The organism is Rhodococcus aetherivorans, assembly GCF_025722975.1.
GTDB lineage: Bacteria > Actinomycetota > Actinomycetes > Mycobacteriales > Mycobacteriaceae > Rhodococcus > Rhodococcus aetherivorans.
In genome coordinates, this window is sequence record NZ_CP106982.1 from 3,457,943 (window position 1) to 3,475,390 (window position 17,448).

17 protein-coding genes are annotated in these 17,448 nt (G+C 73.7%); 10 read left to right on the top strand and 7 right to left on the bottom strand.

Translation table 11 applies throughout. The annotated features are described in order from the left end of the window. Positions 1–47: 47 nt before the first annotated feature. Positions 48–272, bottom strand: coding sequence for a PLDc N-terminal domain-containing protein (locus OCS65_RS15515; RefSeq protein ID WP_006939339.1), 225 nt, complete (start codon positions 270–272; stop codon positions 48–50). Positions 273–418: 146 nt separating this feature from the next. Between OCS65_RS15515 and OCS65_RS15520 the strand changes: the two genes are divergently transcribed. The 6 genes from OCS65_RS15520 to OCS65_RS15545 all read left to right on the top strand — a co-directional run bounded on the left by OCS65_RS15520 (position 419) and on the right by OCS65_RS15545 (position 6,771). Further along, entirely contained in the window at positions 419–1,861 is a 1,443-nt protein-coding gene (locus OCS65_RS15520) for an SDR family oxidoreductase (protein ID WP_006939337.1), read from the top strand. Between the two features lie 141 nt (positions 1,862–2,002). Next, a complete protein-coding gene (locus tag OCS65_RS15525) occupies positions 2,003–2,401 on the top strand; it encodes a universal stress protein (RefSeq protein ID WP_185712751.1) in 399 nt (132 codons plus the stop codon). A gap of 47 nt (positions 2,402–2,448) precedes the next feature. Beyond that, entirely contained in the window at positions 2,449–2,835 is a 387-nt protein-coding gene (locus tag OCS65_RS15530) for a DUF2784 domain-containing protein (RefSeq protein WP_006939334.1), read from the top strand. A gap of 10 nt (positions 2,836–2,845) precedes the next feature. Then, positions 2,846–4,090 carry a saccharopine dehydrogenase family protein gene (locus OCS65_RS15535; RefSeq protein ID WP_029543680.1) on the top strand — a complete coding sequence of 415 codons (1,245 nt, stop codon included), beginning with the start codon at positions 2,846–2,848 and terminating at the stop codon, positions 4,088–4,090. A 284-nt stretch (positions 4,091–4,374) separates the two neighbouring features. Continuing rightward, complete coding sequence (locus OCS65_RS15540) at positions 4,375–5,319, top strand: sulfite exporter TauE/SafE family protein (protein WP_006939331.1); 945 nt, start codon at positions 4,375–4,377, stop codon at positions 5,317–5,319. 21 nt (positions 5,320–5,340) lie between these two features. Next, entirely contained in the window at positions 5,341–6,771 is a 1,431-nt protein-coding gene (locus OCS65_RS15545; RefSeq protein WP_029543678.1) for a CoA transferase, read from the top strand. Here the strand turns inward: OCS65_RS15545 and meaB are convergent. From meaB to mutA, 3 genes are read right to left on the bottom strand one after another with little or no spacing between them, the layout of a single operon-like run. Next, a complete protein-coding gene (meaB, locus tag OCS65_RS15550) occupies positions 6,716–7,735 on the bottom strand; it encodes a methylmalonyl Co-A mutase-associated GTPase MeaB (RefSeq protein WP_006939329.1) in 1,020 nt (339 codons plus the stop codon). The two genes, OCS65_RS15545 and meaB, sit on opposite strands and share 56 nt — an antisense overlap. A 6-nt stretch (positions 7,736–7,741) precedes the next feature. Continuing rightward, positions 7,742–9,988, bottom strand: a complete 2,247-nt coding sequence (scpA, locus tag OCS65_RS15555) for a methylmalonyl-CoA mutase (RefSeq protein WP_006939328.1) — start codon at positions 9,986–9,988, stop codon at positions 7,742–7,744. Then, entirely contained in the window at positions 9,989–11,854 is a 1,866-nt protein-coding gene (gene mutA / locus OCS65_RS15560; protein WP_231772831.1) for a methylmalonyl-CoA mutase small subunit, read from the bottom strand. Positions 11,855–12,078: 224 nt separating this feature from the next. Between mutA and OCS65_RS15565 the strand changes: the two genes are divergently transcribed. From OCS65_RS15565 to OCS65_RS15575, 3 genes are read left to right on the top strand one after another with little or no spacing between them, the layout of a single operon-like run. After that, entirely contained in the window at positions 12,079–12,735 is a 657-nt protein-coding gene (locus OCS65_RS15565; RefSeq protein ID WP_185713472.1) for a TVP38/TMEM64 family protein, read from the top strand. A gap of 39 nt (positions 12,736–12,774) precedes the next feature. After that, positions 12,775–13,356, top strand: coding sequence for a hypothetical protein (locus OCS65_RS15570; RefSeq protein ID WP_185712747.1), 582 nt, complete (start codon positions 12,775–12,777; stop codon positions 13,354–13,356). Next, positions 13,353–13,889, top strand: a complete 537-nt coding sequence (locus tag OCS65_RS15575) for a hypothetical protein (protein WP_050035231.1) — start codon at positions 13,353–13,355, stop codon at positions 13,887–13,889. The genes OCS65_RS15570 and OCS65_RS15575 overlap by 4 nt, the downstream gene beginning before the upstream one ends. Positions 13,890–13,901: 12 nt before the next feature. Here OCS65_RS15575 and OCS65_RS15580 read toward each other — a convergent pair whose 3' ends face one another. The 3 genes from OCS65_RS15580 to OCS65_RS15590 all read right to left on the bottom strand — a co-directional run bounded on the left by OCS65_RS15580 (position 13,902) and on the right by OCS65_RS15590 (position 16,456). Continuing rightward, positions 13,902–15,140 carry an SPFH domain-containing protein gene (locus OCS65_RS15580; protein WP_006939305.1) on the bottom strand — a complete coding sequence of 413 codons (1,239 nt, stop codon included), beginning with the start codon at positions 15,138–15,140 and terminating at the stop codon, positions 13,902–13,904. Beyond that, complete coding sequence (locus OCS65_RS15585) at positions 15,141–15,572, bottom strand: NfeD family protein (protein WP_029543671.1); 432 nt, start codon at positions 15,570–15,572, stop codon at positions 15,141–15,143. Positions 15,573–15,634: 62 nt separating this feature from the next. Beyond that, on the bottom strand, positions 15,635–16,456 hold the full coding sequence (locus OCS65_RS15590; protein WP_231772913.1) for a DUF3097 domain-containing protein: 822 nt from the start codon (positions 16,454–16,456) through the stop codon (positions 15,635–15,637). A 107-nt stretch (positions 16,457–16,563) separates the two neighbouring features. Here OCS65_RS15590 and OCS65_RS15595 point away from each other — a divergent pair, with 107 nt between their 5' ends. Beyond that, positions 16,564–17,373 carry a hypothetical protein gene (locus tag OCS65_RS15595; RefSeq protein WP_006939299.1) on the top strand — a complete coding sequence of 270 codons (810 nt, stop codon included), beginning with the start codon at positions 16,564–16,566 and terminating at the stop codon, positions 17,371–17,373. Positions 17,374–17,448: the final 75 nt, after the last annotated feature.

A 17,448-nucleotide genomic window follows, 5' to 3' on the forward strand; every position in this document is an offset into this window, starting at 1 on the left:
CGAACCGATCAGGTTCGGGGCCTTCGCCGTTGCGGCGCCGGAGCCGCTCAGCCGATCCGGCCGCGGCGGAAGTACGCGATCGGACCGATCCAGTTCACGGCGATCATCGCAGCCCACTTCGCCTTGCTGCCCGCGACCTTGTCCGCCGGGCGCCGCGCCAGATCGATCCATGCCGTCGCCGCGAGCGAGAGCTGCACGCAGGCGAGCGTGAGAACGAGCGTCTGCTGCCACGGGGACAGGTCGCGGAACTTCGGGCGGCGCCGTGCGGTCATCGTCGTCTCCTGGGGTCGGGGATCCTTCCGGCCCGAGCCTGCCAGGTTTCGGGCGCCGTGGGCAGGGCCACAGGTCCCGCGGGGTCGGCCCCGCGCGCACCGCCGGATACCATCGGTCGGTACCGCACCACACGACGAACAGGCCCATGACTTCGCACACCGACGCGTCGGGCATCGACCCGGCCGACCTCGCCACCTGCCTCCGCGTCCTGTCCCTCGTGGACGAGCTCGACGCCGACCATCCGGATTCGGTGACGGTGCAGCGCGCCGTCGGGAGCATGTTCAAAAAGCTCAAGCAGTTGCGCCGCAACGAGACCCGCCGGGCCAAGGTCGCCGCGGACCGGCAGGTGCTCGCGGCGACGGCGACCGGATCGCCCACCCGCATCGACGACGAGACAGCCGGGATCGCGCTGAGCTCGAACGCACCGGGGGCGAGCGCGGGCACCCTGATCCGGCCGCGGGGCTGCTACGTGTGCAAGGACAAGTACACCCGGGTCGATGCGTTCTACCACCAGCTGTGTCCGCGCTGCGCTGCGGAGAACCACGCGAAACGGGACGCCCGTACCGATCTGACGGGACGGCGGGCGCTGCTCACCGGCGGCCGCGCCAAGATCGGCATGTACATCGCGTTGCGGCTGCTGCGGGACGGCGCCCACCTGACGATCACGACCCGCTTCCCGAACGACGCGATCCGCCGCTTCGCCGCCATGGACGACAGCCCCGACTGGCTGCACCGGCTGCGGATCGTCGGCATCGACCTGCGCGACCCCGCCCAGGTCGTGGCGCTCGCGGACGACGTGGCCGCGCAGGGCCCGCTGGACATCCTCGTCAACAACGCCGCGCAGACCGTGCGCCGCTCCCCCGGCGCGTACTCCGCCCTCGCCGAGTCCGAGTCCGGCCCGTTGCCGGCGGGTCCGTTGCCGGAGGTGCTCACCTTCGGCAAACCCTCGGACGCCCATCCGGCCGCGCTGGCCGGGTCGCTGCCGTCCGAGCTGACCGCCGAGTCGCTCACCTCGCTCGCGCTGGTCGCCGGGTCGGCGACTCCCGCACGGATCGCCGCCGGGGTCGCGGTCGACGCCGGCGGCCTGCTGCCCGACCTGGTGCACACCAACAGCTGGGTGCAGACGGTCGGCGAGGTCGAGCCGCTCGAACTGCTCGAGGTGCAGTTGTGCAACTCCGTGGCCCCGTTCATCCTGGTCAATCGCCTGCGACCGGCCCTGGCGGCGTCCCCGGCCCGCCGCACGTACGTGGTGAACGTCTCGGCGATGGAGGGGCAGTTCGGCGGGCGCCGGTACAAGGGCGCCGGGCACCCGCACACCAACATGGCCAAGGCCGCGCTGAACATGCTCACCCGCACCAGCGCCGAGGACCTGCGCGCCGACGGGATCCTCATGACCGCCGTCGACACCGGCTGGATCACCGACGAACGGCCCCACCACACGAAGCTGCGCCTGGCCGACGAGGGCTTCCACGCCCCGCTCGACCTCGTCGACGGGGCGGCCCGCGTGTACGACCCGATCGTGCAGGGCGAGGCCGGGGTGGACCTGTACGGCTGCTTCCTCAAGGACTACCGCCCGGCCCCGTGGTGAGCGCGCCGGCACCCGGCAGCTGAGATCCATCCGACACGTCCCCGCAGGTGGAGACCAGTTCCACACCGCCGGGAGCGGCCAGGGAGACCCCCGGACGGGGATACTGGAAGGCACACGTCACCGCCGCCCCCGGAGGACCCCATGCCCGTTGCCGTAGTCCACGCCGCGACCCCGGAAGGACATGCCGCGCTCACCACGGCCGCCCGCGAGGCCGCACACAGCGACGGCACGACCCTCGTGCTCGTCGCGGTCGACGACGACGGCCCGTCCGGGCAGCGGGAACTCGAGTCGGTCCGCACGGACGTCACCGCCACCCTCGGCGCCGACGGGTGGGAGCTGCGGACGGCGGTGCACGACGGGGACCCGGTCGGCGCCCTCGTCGACCTGGTGGAGCGGTCCGGCGCGGAACGTCTCGTGGTGGGCACCCGCGACCGCAACGCGCTCGGCAAGTTCCTGCTGGAACGACGCCTGCAGCGGCTGCTGCTCGAGGTGCCGGTGCCCGTCCTCGTCGTCAAGGGCACCGACGCGGACGCAGGATAGAAGCCCGGAACTGCCGCTCCCCCGCCCGATCCGGATAGGCTGGCGGCATGGCGTACCGGCTGTTGGCCGACGTCACCGTGGTCGTGCACCTGGCCTTCCTGCTGTATGTGACGTTCGGCGGTTTCCTGGCGTGGCGGTGGCCCCGCACGCTGGTGCTGCACGTCGTGGCGGTGGTGTGGGGGTTCGCCACCGTCCTCGTCGGGTTCGACTGCCCGCTGACCGATCTGGAGAACTGGGCGCGGCGCCGCGCCGGGATCGCCGGCCTGCCGCCGAGCGGGTTCATCGACCACTACCTGACCGGGGTGATCTACCCGGAATCGGCGGTGGGGCTCGTGCGGGCCGCGGTGGCGGTGACGATCGTGGTGTCCTGGCTCGGCTGGTGGCTGCGGCGCCGTCGTGTGAGCCGCGTCGCATCCCGACTTACCCGGCAGTAGGGTGTGGCGCATGACTGCCTCCCGCGATCTCGACATCGTCGTCTACGGCGCCACCGGCTTCGTCGGCCGGCTCACCGCCGCCTACCTCGCCGAGCACGCCCCCGAAGGGGTGCGCATCGCGCTCGCCGGCCGCTCCGCCGAGCGCCTCGAACGGATCCGCACCGGGCTGGGCGCCGCCGCGGCGGCCTGGCCGGTGCTCGCGGCGGACGCCGGCGACCCGCAGTCGCTCGCCGCCCTCGCCGCCCGGACCCGCGTGGTGGTCACGACGGTCGGGCCCTACGCCAAGTACGGGCTGCCGCTGGTGCAGGCCTGTGCCGAGGCGGGCACCGACTACGTCGATCTCACCGGCGAGGTGCTGTTCCACCGCGAGAGCATCGACCGGTTCGACGACGTGGCCCGCCGCACCGGCGCCCGCATCGTCCATTCCTGCGGATTCGACTCGATCCCCTCCGACCTCGGCGTGCACGCGCTGCACCGGGCCGTACAGGCCGACGGCGCCGGCGACCTGACCGACACGACCCTGGTGGTGCGTGCGATGCGGGGCGGCGTCAGCGGCGGCACGATCGACTCGATGCGCACCCAGGTGGACGTGGTGCGCCGGGACGCCGAGGCCCGCAAGGTCGCCCTCGCCCCGTACTCGCTGTCGCCGGACCGGTCCCGCGAGCCGGACCTCGGGCGGCAGAACGACCTGGCGACCGTCGACGGGAAGTCCTTCGCCCCCGAGCTGTCCGGCCGGCTCGCACCGTTCTTCATGGGCCCCTACAACACGCGGGTGGTGCGCCGCAGCAACGCGCTCACCGGCTGGGCGTACGGGCCGCGGTTCCGCTACCGGGAGGTGATGAACGTCGGCTCGTCGCGGTTGTCGCCCCTTGTGGCGACCGGTGTCGCGGCCGGCTTCGGGGCGCTGGTGGCGGGCCTGGCGTTCCCCCCGACCCGGTTCCTGCTCGACAAGGTGCTGCCCGCGCCCGGGCAGGGCCCGTCCGAGTCGGCGCGCGAACGCGGCTTCTTCACCATCGACCTGTACACCACGACGAGCACCGGCGCCCGCTACACCGCCCGCGTCGCCGCCCAGGGCGATCCCGGGTACAAGGCGACCGCGGTGATGCTCGGCGAGTCGGCGCTGTCGCTGATCCTCGGCGGCGACCGTCTCCACGCGGGCGGCGGGGTGCTCACCCCCGCGACGGCCTTCGGGGACGTGCTCACCGACCGGTTGCGCGCCGCCGGATTCGAGATCACGGCCCGGCGCCTGCCGTGACCGGCCGCGGCGGCATCCCCGGGCGCGACACGCCGCCCGAAGATGCCGCCGCCGCGCACGACCGGCTATGCTCGGACGGATCGTCGCGAGCGCGGCGGACAGCAGACCGGCGAAGGGACACGAACGTGCAGGCGACGAGCATCGCGGCGGCTCCGGCCACCCTGCTCGCGTTGATGGCGTTCTGGCCCACCCGACGGGGCGCGTGCTTCGACCAGGAGTGTTGCTGAGCGGCGTCCGCCGCCCACCCTCCCCCGGTTCGCTCCTTCGTGGTCGGAGTCTTCTGCATGTTCGCTCTCCTGGTGTTCACGCTCGTCGGTATCGGCGCACAGCTCGTCGACGGTGCCCTCGGCATGGCCTTCGGTGTCACCGCCACCACCCTCCTGATCTTCAGCGGGATCGGCCCCGCACACGCCAGCGCCGCCGTGCACCTCGCGGAGGTCGGCACCACCCTCGTCTCCGGCGCCTCGCACTGGCGGTTCCGGAACGTGGACTGGGGGGTGGTCGCGAAGCTGGGCGTGCCCGGCGCGGTCGGCGCATTCCTCGGCGCCACCGTGCTCTCCAGCCTGTCCACCGAGGCCGCGATTCCGGTGACATCGACGATCCTGCTGGCCATCGGTGTCTATGTGGCGCTGCGGTTCTCCGTCCGGCCGCCCGCCGTCGCGCACGCCCGCACCTCGCCGCACTCGGCGAGGTTCCTGTCTCCGCTGGGCCTGTTCGGCGGGTTCATCGACGCCAGCGGCGGCGGTGGATGGGGGCCGATCACCACGAGCACCCTGCTCTCCCGCGGCAAGACGGCCCCGCGGACGGTGATCGGCTCGGTCAGCGCCTCCGAGTTCCTCGTCGCGCTCGCCGCCAGCATCGGCTTCCTCGTCGGTCTCGGCCGGGAATCGCTCGGCAACCTCCTCGTCGTGGCCGGTCTCGCCCTGGGCGGGGCGATCGCCGCGCCGATCGCGGCATGGCTGGTCAGCCGGGTGCCGGCCACCCTGCTCGGCACCGCCGTCGGCGGCGTCATCGTGCTGACCAACGCGCAGAAGCTGTTCACGGCGTTCGAGATCTCCGGCACGGCCTCCACCCTGCTGTACCTGCTGATCGTGGCCGGATGGATCGCGCTGCTCACGGTCTCGTGGCGCCGCTCCCGGCTCACCCGCGCCGAATCCGCCGGTGCGCTCGAACGCCTCGAGCCGGCCCGCCCCGAACTGCGCGAGCCGGCCGCGGACCGCACGAGCTGAACCTCGCTCTAGGCTCGGCGCATGACGCGCCCCCTCGCCCTGCTCGACGACTACAGCGCCGCCCTCGCCGACGCCGGCCTCGACGTCCCGGCCGACCCGGCCACCGGCATCCGCTGCGCCCCGGCCGGGCACTTCCTCGCCGCCCGGCTGCCGGTGGGCGACCTCGCCACGGGGGCCGTGGCGGCCTTCGCGTCGGCCGCCGACCGATACCGCCACACCCGCGGACTCGAGCCGCAGGGGGCGCGGCTCGACCCGGAGCGCATCGCCGCCTCGTTCGCCGGGGACCGGATGCTGCGCCTGGCCGGCCGGCCCGTTCACGGGTTCGCGGCACTGTCCGGGTTCTTCGCCGCCGCCGACGGGTGGGTGCGCACCCACGCCAACTACCCGCACCACCGCGTGCGTCTGCTCCGCGCACTCGACCTGCCGGACGGTGCGGGCCGGGACGACTGCGCCGCCCGGATCCGGCAGCTGCCCGCCGCGGCGGTCGAGGACGCGGCCGCCGCGCACGACGCGATCGCGGTGCGGGTGCGCACCGAGCACGAGTGGGCCACGAGCGCGCAGGGCCGGGGCGCGGCGGCGGGCCCGCTGGTACGGATCCTCGCCCGGTCCGACAGTGCCGGCGAGACCCGGCCGGGCGGCGATCCGGCGCGGCCACTGACCGGGATCCGGGTGCTGGATCTGACCCGGGTGATCGCCGGCCCCGTCGCCGCCCGGGCGCTGGCCATGCTGGGGGCGGACGTGCTGCGGGTGGATCCGCCCGCGCTGCCCGAGATCGCCTGGCAGCACGCCGAGAACGGGCAGGGCAAGCGCACCGCGCTGCTGGACCTGCGCACCGCCCGCGGCCGGGAGACGTGCCGCCGCCTGCTCGCCGACGCCGACGTGCTGCTCACCGGCTACCGGCCCGGGGCGCTCGACGCGCTGATCGGCGCACCCGTGCACCAGGCCCGGCCGGGCGTGGTGCACGGCCGGGTGTGCGCGTGGGGATGGTCCGGGCCGTGGGCGCCCCGTCGCGGCTTCGACTCGATCGTGCAGGCCGCCTCCGGGATCGCCGTCGTCGAGGGCCGCCCGGACGCGCCGGGAGTGCTCCCGGTGCAGGCTCTCGACCACGCGAGCGGCTACCTGCTCGCGGCCGGGGTGCTCGACGCGCTCACCGCGCGGCTCCGGGACGGGCGGGGCCGCGACGCAGCGGTCGCGCTGGCCCGCACCGGGGCGTGGCTGCTGCAGGCGCCCGGCCGCAACCCGCACCCGGCGACGCCGGCGAGCCCCGGCGCGGGCACCGTGGCCACGCACGCGGCGGTGACCGCGGCCCGGCCCGCGCTCGCCGAGTATCCGGACTATCCGTTCCCGGCCCGCGCGTGGGGCGCCGATCCGGCGGCCTGGGCCCCGGCTCCGGTGTCTAGGGTGCGGCGTCGAACGCGTCGAGGATCTGCTGGGCGGCCAGGGCTGCCGTGAGGGAGCCGTCGCGCACGGCGCGTTCGACATCGCCGCGGAGCGCACGCACCCGCGGGTTGGTCTCGAGCCGGCGCAGCAGCTGGTCGTGCACCATGGTCCAGGTCCAGTCCACCAGCTGGCGGCGCCGGTTCTCCTCGAACAGGCCCGCCTCGGTGAGCACCCGGCGGTGTTCGAGGACGGTGTCCCAGAACGTGTCCAGGCCGGCGCCCTCCAGGCCGCTCATGGTGATCACCGGGGGTTTCCACACCGCGTCGTGCGGGTGCACGAGCCGCAGCGCGCCGGCGAGTTCCCGGGCCGCCACCCGCGCGTCGCGTTCGAACGGCCCGTCGGCCTTGTTCACCGCGACGAGGTCGGCGAGTTCGAGGACGCCCTTCTTGATGCCCTGCAGCTGGTCGCCGGTGCGGGCGAGGGTCAGGAAGGTGAAGCAGTCCACCATGTTCGCGACGGTGACCTCGGACTGCCCGACGCCGACGGTCTCGACGAGGATCACGTCGAATCCGGCGGCCTCGAGCAGCACCATCGTCTCGCGGGTGGCCTTGGCGACGCCGCCGAGGGTGCCGGCCGTGGGGGACGGCCGGATGTAGGCGTCGCGCTGCACCGACAACCGGGCCATGCGCGTCTTGTCGCCGAGGATGGAGCCGCCGGTGCGGGTCGACGACGGGTCCACCGCGAGCACCGCCACCCGGTGGCCCTTGCCGAGCAGGTACATGCCCAACGCGTCGATGAAGGTGGACTTGCCGACGCCGGGGACGCCGGTGATGCCCACGCGCATCGCTCCGCCCGCCTCCGGGAGCAGGCGCAGCAGCAGCTGTTGTGCCTGCTCCCGGTGGTCGTCCCGGGTGGATTCGACCAGGGTGATCGCCTTCGCCAGGCCGGCCCGCCGGTTGGCGAGCACGGCCTCGGCGAGGGCGTCGACGTCGACCGCGGGCCGACGGGTGGGACTGCCGACCGGGGTGCTGCCCATGCCGGGTCAGGCTCCCAGGTCGTGACCGAGCTGGTCGGCGAGCTTGTGCAGCAGGCCCACCGCGGCGTCCGCGATGACGGTGCCGGGCGGGAAGATCGCCGCGGCCCCGGCCTGGTACAGCTCGTCGAAGTCGCCGGGCGGGATGACGCCGCCGACGACGATCATGATGTCCGGGCGGCCCACCTCGGCGAGGGCCTCCCGCAGCGCGGGCACCAGGGTCAGGTGTCCCGCGGCCAACGACGACACGCCGATGACGTGCACGTCGTTGTCGGCCGCCTGGTTCGCGACCTCCTCGGGGGTCTGGAACAGCGGTCCCACGTCGACGTCGAAGCCGAGGTCGGCGAAGGCGGTGGCGATCACCTTCTGCCCGCGGTCGTGACCGTCCTGCCCCATCTTCGCGACGAGGATGCGCGGCCGGCGGCCCTCCTCCTCGGCGAACTTCTCGACGAGTTCGGTTGCGGTGCTGATGTTGCCTGCCTTTCCGGCCTCGTCCCGGTAGACCCCGCTGATGGTGCGGATCTCGGCCTGGTGCCGTCCGTACACCTTCTCGAGGGCGTCGGAGATCTCGCCGACGGTGGCCTTGGCGCGGGCCGCGTCGATGGCCAGGGCCAGCAGGTTGTGGTCCGGGCCGCCGTCGGCCGAGCCGGCGGCGCGGGTCAGCGCGTCCAGCGCGACCTGCACGGCCTCGGGATCACGGTCGGCGCGCAACTGCTCGAGCTTGGCGATCTGCTCGGCCCGCACGCGGGAGTTCTCGACCTTGAGGACCTCGATCTCGTGGTCCTCGGTGACCTGATACTTGTTGACGCCGATCACCGGCTGGCGGCCGGAGTCGATCCGCGCCTGGGTGCGGGCCGCGGCCTCCTCGATGCGCAGCTTCGGGATGCCCTCGGAGATGGCCTGGGCCATGCCACCGGCCTCCTCGACCTCCGCGATGTGCTTGCGGGCGCGGTTGGCGAGCTCGTGGGTGAGCCATTCGAGGTAGTACGAGCCGCCCCACGGGTCGATCGGCCGGGTGGTGCCCGATTCCTGCTGCAGCAGCAGCTGGGTGTTGCGGGCGATGCGGGCGGAGAAGTCGGTCGGCAGTGCCAGCGCCTCGTCGAGGGCGTTGGTGTGCAGCGACTGGGTGTGGCCCTGGGTCGCGGCCATCGCCTCGATGCAGGTGCGGGCGACGTTGTTGAACACGTCCTGCGCGGTGAGCGACCAGCCGGAGGTCTGCGAGTGGGTGCGCAGCGACTTGGACTTGGCCGACTTCGGGTGGAACTTCTCGACGAGCTCGGCCCACAGCAGACGGCCGGCCCGCATCTTGGCGATCTCCATGTAGAAGTTCATCCCGATGGCCCAGAAGAAGGACAGGCGCGGGGCGAACTTGTCGATCTCCATGCCCGCGTCGAGGCCGGCGCGGAGGTACTCGACGCCGTCGGCGAGGGTGTAGGCCAGCTCGAGGTCGGCGGTCGCACCGGCCTCCTGGATGTGGTAGCCGGAGATCGAGATGGAGTTGAAGCGCGGCATGTTCGCGCTGGTGTAGGCGAAGATGTCGGAGATGATCCGCATCGACGGCTTGGGCGGATAGATGTAGGTGTTGCGGACCATGAACTCCTTCAGAATGTCGTTCTGAATGGTTCCGGCCAGCTGCTCGGGCTTGACGCCCTGCTCCTCCGCGGCGACGACGTACAGCGCCAGGATCGGCAGGACGGCGCCGTTCATGGTCATCGACACCGACACCTGCGACAGGTCGATGCCGTCGAACAGCTGCCGCATGTCGAGGATCGAGTCGATCGCGACGCCGGCCATGCCGACATCGCCCTGCACGCGGGGATGATCCGAGTCGTAGCCGCGGTGGGTGGCCAGGTCGAACGCCACCGACAGGCCCTTCTGCCCGGCCGCGAGGTTGCGCCGGTAGAAGGCGTTGGACTCGGCGGCGGTGGAGAAGCCCGCGTACTGGCGGATGGTCCACGGCTGGTTGACGTACATCGTCGGGTACGGGCCGCGCACGAACGGCTCGAGGCCCGGGTAGCTGCCCAGCGGGTAGCCCTCGGCGACGATCCGGTCGCGGTCGGCCTTGGTGTAGACGGGCTTGACGTCGATGCCCTCGGGCGTGGACCACACCACCTGATCGGTCGTGTAGTGGTTGGCGGCGGCGACCGATGCGACGAGCGCCGTGGCCTGCTCCTCGGTGGGGGCGGCGGGAGCCGGCGCCGCCGGATCCGTCAGCGGGACGTCGGCGAAGCTGCCGATCTCGTGTTCGATGCTCACTTACGCTCCCAGGGTGGTCAGCAGGTCGGTCAGCGCGGCGATCGCGTCGATCTTGGCGGTGAGGAACCCGTCCGGGCGCTCGGCGCCGGTGGTCTCGCTCACGGCCCTCTCCGGCCCGGCCAGCAGGACGGTACCGATCCCGGCGCCGCGGAGCGCGGTGACCGCGGCGGCGGCCTGTTCGCCGTAGCGCTTGTCGGTGCCGCACACGACGGCGACGGTGGCGCCCGAGTCGCGGACGGCGGCGGCGATGCTGTCGTCGTCGACGGACAGCGGGCCGGGGTTGACCGTCTCGATGCCGCCGGAGGCGAGCAGGTTCGCGGCGAACGTCGTGCGGATGTTGTGCTCGGCGATCGGGCCGAGCGGGGCGAGCAGCGCCCTGGGCCGGGTGCCGTGCGCGGCGAGATGGAGGTCGGAGCGGTTGCGCAGCGCCTCGAACGCCGCGGCGTACCGGGCGACATCGGCGCCGGCGTCGGCGGTCTCCGCGGGCAGCGGGGCCTCGGCGAGGTTCGGGAACTCGTTGACTCCGGTCACCGCGGTCCGGCGGTGGGCGATGTCGGAGTCCCGGCGGGCGCGGGTGGCGGCGATGCGCTCGCCGATCAGGCCGTCGTCGAGGGCGGCGCGGTAGCCGCCGGCCGCCTCGATCTGCTGGAAGAACTCCCACGCCTTGGCCGCGATCTGCGCCGTGAGTTCCTCGACGTACCAGGACCCGGCGGCCGGGTCGAGGACGCGGCCGAGGTTGGATTCCTCGAGCAGCAGCAGCTGGGTGTTGCGGGCGATGCGCGCGGAGAAGGCCTCCGACACGCCGAGCGCACCGGTCGGCAGGGCGGTGTCGAACGGGAGCACGGTGACCGCGTCCGCCCCGCCGATGCCGGCGCCGAACGCGGCGAGGGTGGTGCGCAGCATGTTCACCCAGGGGTCGCGCTGGGTCATCATCGCGGCGGAGGTGACGGCGTGCTGGGGGGCGTGGCCGGCGTCGGCGGCGCCCACGACCTGCGCGATGCGGGCCCACAGCTGCCGGCCGGCGCGGAACTTGGCGATGGTCTGGAACTGGTCGTCGGTGGCGGCGAGCCGGAACTCGATCTGGCCGAGCGCACGGGCCGCGGACTGGCGGCTGCCGGTCAGCTCGCGCAGGTACTCGAGGCCGGCGGCGACGGCGGCCCCGAGTTCCTCGGCGTCGGCGGCCCCGGCGTTGTGGAACGCGGTGCCGTCGACGGTGAGGGCCCGCACGGTCTCGGCGCGGTCCGCGGCGGCGTGGGCGAGTTCGACGGCCTGGGCGACGGTGACGTCGGCCCGACCCGAGAACGCGCTGGTCAGCGGCGCGGCACCGAGGTGCAGGCGCACGGCGCCGCGGTCGGCGACGTCGGTGCGCGCATCGAGCAGGGCGTAGAGGGCGGCCGCGGCGGCGGCGGTGTCGGCGCCGGCGTCGAGGGTGACCGGCGCGAGGTCGAACAGGACCTTGTCGAGCGCGGCGGGCAGGTCGGCGATCGCGATGCCGTCCGCGCCGACGCGCAGCCACAGGGCGCTGACGCCGTTCTCGAGGGCGTCGAGGATGCGCTCGTTCACGTCACCGGCGGTGTCGCCGAAGCGGGCGCTGACGAGCCAGCCGGTGTTGACGTCGCGGGTCGCGGAACCGCCGCGGACGAACGGGAAGGAGCCGGGCAACGGCGCCTCGGGACGCTCGTCGCGCACGCCGTAGAGGGGGGCGACGGCGACGTCGTCGTAGGTGGTGGTCGCGAGCAGCCGCTGCGGTTCCGGTCCGAGCTCCGCGGGGTCGACGCGGCGGGACTTGGCCAGCACCCCCGCCACCGCCTCCTGCCACTGCGCATAGGCGCGCGCAGCGTCCTCGGCTTCTGAAGCTAATGACACGTGAGGGTCCTCTCGTACGCAGCGGGCGGGCTCGCCGAACACGGCCGTGGGAAACCTTAAACCGATTCCGATGTGATGCTAGCCGCATACACGCCGGCCCTATTGTGGGGATCACCACAGTTTCCCTAGCGATCGATAATGTCGTCGCCTAAGGAATCTACCGCGTGCCGAGGCAACCGCTCGTCCGGCCCCCGGCCCCGGTATCGTGACCGTTCGTGACGAGGATGCTGCGGGACCGCCGGATCCTCGGTGCCCTCGCCGTACTGGCCGCGCTCGCGGTCGTCGCGGTGCTGCTCCCCCACCCGTCCGTCGCCGAGGTGCGTGCGTGGGCCGAGTCGGCCGGGCCGCTCTTCCCGCTGCTGTTCTTCCTGATCCACGCGGTGGTGACCGTGGCCCCGTTCCCGCGGACGGTGTTCACCCTCAGCGCCGGGGTGCTGTTCGGGTCGGCCACCGGGATCGCGGTGACCGTCGCCGCCACGACCGTCAGCGCCGTGCTGGCGCTGCTGCTGGTGCGCGCGATCGGCCGCGGCGTGGTCGAGGCCCACCTGAATCATCCGACGGCGCAGGCGGTCGACGAGCGGCTGGCCCGCCGGGGCTGGCTCGCGGTGGGGTCGCTGCGGCTGATCGCGCCGCTGCCGTTCGCGGTGGTCAACTACTGCTGCGGGGTCTCGTCGGTGCGGCTGGTCCCGTACACGCTGGGCACGGTCGCCGGCATCCTGCCGGGCACGGTGGGCGTGGTGTTGCTCGGCGACGCCCTGACGGGACGGACCGATCCCGCATTGCTGGCGGTCTCGGCGGTGTGCATCGCTCTCGGCGCGTCGGGACTGTGGCTCGAGTCGCGCCTCCCGGCGCCCGCCCCGCGCCCGACCGGTCAAGTCTGAAACCTTGATTTTCCATATTCAAGTCTGCATCCTTGAGCCATGTTCGTGTTGACCGTCGACCAGCGCGGCAGCCGTCGCGACGTCGACCGGGTCGCGGACCTGCTCACCGAGCTGCGCGACGCCCAGCTGCTGCGCCCGTTCGAACGCACCGCCGGCGACGAGGTCCAGGCCGTCGCCGACGACCCGGCCGTCGTCGTCGATCTCGCACTCGACCTCGTCCGCCGCGGCTGCTGGAGCGTCGGCATCGGCGCCGGCGCCGTCGAGCAGCCCCTGCCGGCGCAGACCCGCGCCGGCCGGGGACCGGCGTTCGAGCATGCCCGCCGCGCCGTCGACCGCGCCAAGAACGCCCCCGCGCGGGTCGCCGTGGAGGGCTCGGACGCCGCCGCGGCCGCCGACGCGGATGCCGCCCTCACCCTGGTGGCGCTGCTGGTGACCCGCCGGTCCGACGCCGGGCACGAGGCCGTCGACCTCGTCCGGGGCGGGCTGACGCAGGCCGAGGCCGCCGCGCGGCTCGGCATCAGCACCCAGGCGGTGTCGCAGCGCCTGGCCGCCGCCGGCTGGCAGGCCGAACCGGCCGGGCGCGACCTCGCCCGCCGCCTCCTGGAAAGGGCCGACCGTTGACCGTCGTCACCCTGGTTCTGCTCGCCGTCGCCGCGCTGGCTCCGGCCCTGAGCCTGCGCCGCGGCGCACCGGTGTGGCTCGTCGCCGGGCTCGCTACGGCGGCGCTCGCCGGCGCCGCCCTCACCGCGACGGCCACGCCCGCCGTGCACGGCGTCGCCCTCGCCGCGACCCTGGTGCTCACGACCCTGGCGGCGGTCACCGGGGGCGCCCCCGCCGTGCTGGCCTCGTTCCGCATCGCCCGCCGCCAGCCCGACGCGGGACCGACCCCCTCCCCGTCGCCGGCCGGCCCCGAACCGCCGCCCGGGCCGCTGCGCGGCGGGCGGGTGATCGGCCTGCTCGAGCGGGCGGCGGTCGCCGCCGCGATCCTGTCCGGCTGGCCGGAGGGCATCGCCGTCGTGCTGGCCGTCAAGGGCCTGGCCCGCTACCCCGAACTGCGCGAACCCCAGGCCTCCGAGCAGTTCATCATCGGCACCTTCACCAGCGTGCTGTGGGCGATCGCGGTGTGCGGGGTCGGGCGGGGCCTGCTCACCTGAGCGGCCCTCCGGTCACCGGGGTTCGCCGTGCCGCTGCCCCGGCTGCGGCTGCACCCATCCGCCCGTGATCGGCTCCGACGGCGGCAACGCCGTCGCGGGGGACGCGGCCGGCTCCCCGCCCCGGCGTTCGGCGCCGGTCGGGTTGTGCAGCGCCGGATCGACCGGCTTGCGGGCGACGGCCTCGGCGGCGGCGACGGCCTGCGCGACCTCCGGGTCGCGCGCGGTGGAGAACCAGTCGGCCACCTCGTCGGTGTCGTCCTCCGGCCGCGGGAGCCTCTCGTCGACCGGGCTCGGCTCGAACCGGAACACCCCGTCCTCGCCCGGCGCACCGAGGTGCCGGGCGAAGCCCTTGAGGGCGTCCCCGAAATCGCTCGGCACCATCCACACCTTGTTCGCGTCGCCCTGCGCCATCTGCGGCAGCGTCTGCAGGTACTGGTACGCGAGCAACTCGGGCGTCGGCCGACCGGACTTGATCGCCGCGAACACCTTCTCGATGGCCTTCGCCTGGCCCTGCGCCTCGAGGTACTTCGCGGCGCGGTCACCCTGGGCGCGCAGGATCCGCGACTGGCGATCGGCCTCCGCCTCGAGGATGGCCGCCTGCTTGGCGCCCTCGGCCGACAGGATCCGGGACTGCTTGTCGCCCTCGGCGGTCTTGATCGCCGACTCCCGGTGCCCCTCGGCGGTGAGGATCATCGCCCGCTTCTCCCGGTCCGCCTTCATCTGCTTCTCCATCGACTCCTGGATCGACGGGGGCGGATCGATGCTCTTGAGCTCCACCCGGGCCACGCGCAGTCCCCAGCGGCCGGTCGCCTCGTCGAGCACGCCGCGCAGCTGCCCGTTGATCGAATCGCGGGACGTCAGCGTCTCCTCCAGGGTCATGCCGCCGACCACGTTGCGCAGCGTGGTCACCGTCAGCTGCTCCACCGCCGCGATGTAGTTGCTGATCTCGTACACGGCGGCCTGCGGATTCGTCACCTGGAAGTACACGACCGTGTCGATGCTCAGGGTGAGGTTGTCCTGGGTGATCACCGGCTGCGGCGGGAACGAGACCACCCGCTCGCGCAGGTCCACCTTGGCGCGGATCCGGTCGACGAACGGCACCAGGAACGTCAGCTGTCCCGACACGGTCCGGTAGTAGCGGCCGAGCCGCTCGATCACCGCGGCCTCGGCCTGCGGCACCAGCGCCACCGATTTGACGACCACCAGCGCCACGAACGCCACGACGACGGCGAGCACGATCAGCGCTTCCATCTACGGCCCCTTCCACACGACGGCCGTCGCGCCGTCGATCTGCATCACGGTCACGGTCGTGCCGGGCGGATACACCTCGGTGACGTCCAGCGGACGCGCGGTCCACACCTCACCGTCCAGCTTCACCTGCCCGGAGTGCGCGGCCACCTCCTCGAGCACCAGTGCCTGCTTGCCCGGCAGGGCGTCCACGTTCGTCGCCTTCGCCGGCGGCAGGGCGTAGCGCCGGCGCAGCACCGGCCGCACCCCGCCCAGCAGCACCAGCGACGACACCGCGAACACCACCGCGTCGGCCCATACCGGCAGATCCGTCGCGGCGGACACCCCGGCGGTGGCCAGGGCTGCGCCTCCGAGCATCAGCAGGACGAAATCACCCGTCAGCGCCTCTGCGGCGGCGAGCACCAGCCCGGCGATCAGCCATATCAATGCCGACACGACGCCATCCAACCACAAATCGGACATCGCGGGTGGCTCCGCAGGTCACGGCCCCGGCGCGGTCAGTCCCCGGTGGGCTCGGTGACGAAGTCGACGAGCCGCTCGACCGCCCCGATCAGCGGCGCCTCGAGATCCCGGAAGCTCGACACCGCCGAGTAGACGCGGCGCCACCCGTCCTGCGGGCTGCCCCACCCCAGCGCCCGGCACACCCCGGTCTTCCAGTCCTGCCCGCGCGGAATCGTCGGCCACGCCTCGATTCCCAGCGCCTTGGGCCGCACCGCCTGCCACACGTCGACGAACGGATGCCCGGTGACGAGCACGTGCGGCCCGAGGTTCGCGGTCAGCCGCTCCTCCTTGGATCCGGCGACGAGATGGTCGGCGAGCACCCCCACGCGGCGGCCGGGACCGGGCGCGAACCCGGCGAGCCGCTCCCCGAGATTGTCCAGGCCCTCGAGTTGCTCGACCACGACCCCCTCGACGCGCAGATCGTGCCCCCACACGCGTTCGACGAGGGCCGCGTCGTGCACGCCCTCCACCCAGATGCGGCTGCCGCGCGCGACCCGCGCCCGCAACCCCTCGACCTTCGTGGACCCGGACGCGGACCGGGTGGGGCCGCCCGCCGTCGGCCGCGGCGCGGGCCGCACCAGCGTCACCGGCCGGCCGTCGAGGAGGAACGCGGCGGGGCGCAGCGCGAACAGCCGGGTGCACCGCGAAGCGTCCTCGAGCCGGACGAAGTCGCCGTCGTAGGTGCGTTCGATGCCGACGATCGCACCGCACCAACCGGACGCGACGTCCTCGACCACCAGGTCCTTCTCGGCGGGCACCTCGGGGATCGTGGGCTTACGGGCGCGCGGATGGTCGGCGAAGATGTCGCCGCCGTACATGTCGGGACTCACGCCCGCCACGTTAGGGCCGCCGCGGCCGCCGCGGCGGGAGGGCACGCCGACCGGCCGTGGCCCCGTTGCCGGGACGGCGCCTATGCTCGGAAACCGTGAGTTCACCCGGTCAGACCCTGACGGTGTGGGCCGGTTCCTGGTTGGCCGGGCACGCCGCACCGGACGACGTCATCGACGCCCTGCACGCCTGGGCGCCGATGCATCTGGTGGTCTCCCGCGACGAGCCCGCCGCCGACTTCTCCGCCGTGCCCGAGCATTCGCCCGTGGACGGCGCCGCCGTGCTGCTGTCCGCGCTGCGCCGGGCCGATCCGGCCGGCGTGGACGGGATCCGGCTGGTGCTGCCCGTGCCCGGCGACGTGCGGGGCCTGCCGCCGGGCACCGAGCTGGCGCGCGCCGCGGTCGCGGCCGGCGAGGCGGTGCTCGCCGGCGCACCCGGGACCCCCGGTCTCGGCTTCGTCCCCTCGGTGGAGGGGCCCGACGTGCTGCGCTGGACGCTGTTCGCGGTCCCGGCGGTGCCCGAGCCGCCCGCCGAGCCCGGCCTCGGGGAGGCCGAGTTCGCCATGCGCGAGGCGGTGCGGGACGCGGCGGCGAGGGTGGGCCGGGTGCTGACCGTCGGCGCGGACGGCCGCACCGCCGACCCCAGGGAGCAGATCGCGGCCGAGGTCGCCGAACATGCGCGGCACCGGTATCCGGAGTCGATGCCGGGGCGTGCGGCCCGCATCCTCGACTCGGCCGATCAGGTCGCGGCCATCCTCACGGTCGCCGGCCGCGGTGTGGAACCGAGGGCCGCCTCGGCCAGCGGGCAGGCCGCGCGGGAGGAGGCGCTGCGTCCGCTGTGGGCCGCGGTGCGGGCCGCCCGGCTCGGGGCGGTGGCGGCCGCGGTCCGGGCGGGGCATCACGCCTGACCCGATGCCGCGGACACGCCTCGGAGAGGCCCGGCGTCCTCGTTCTCTTACCCCGAGCCCGGGGTGGTGGGCTGA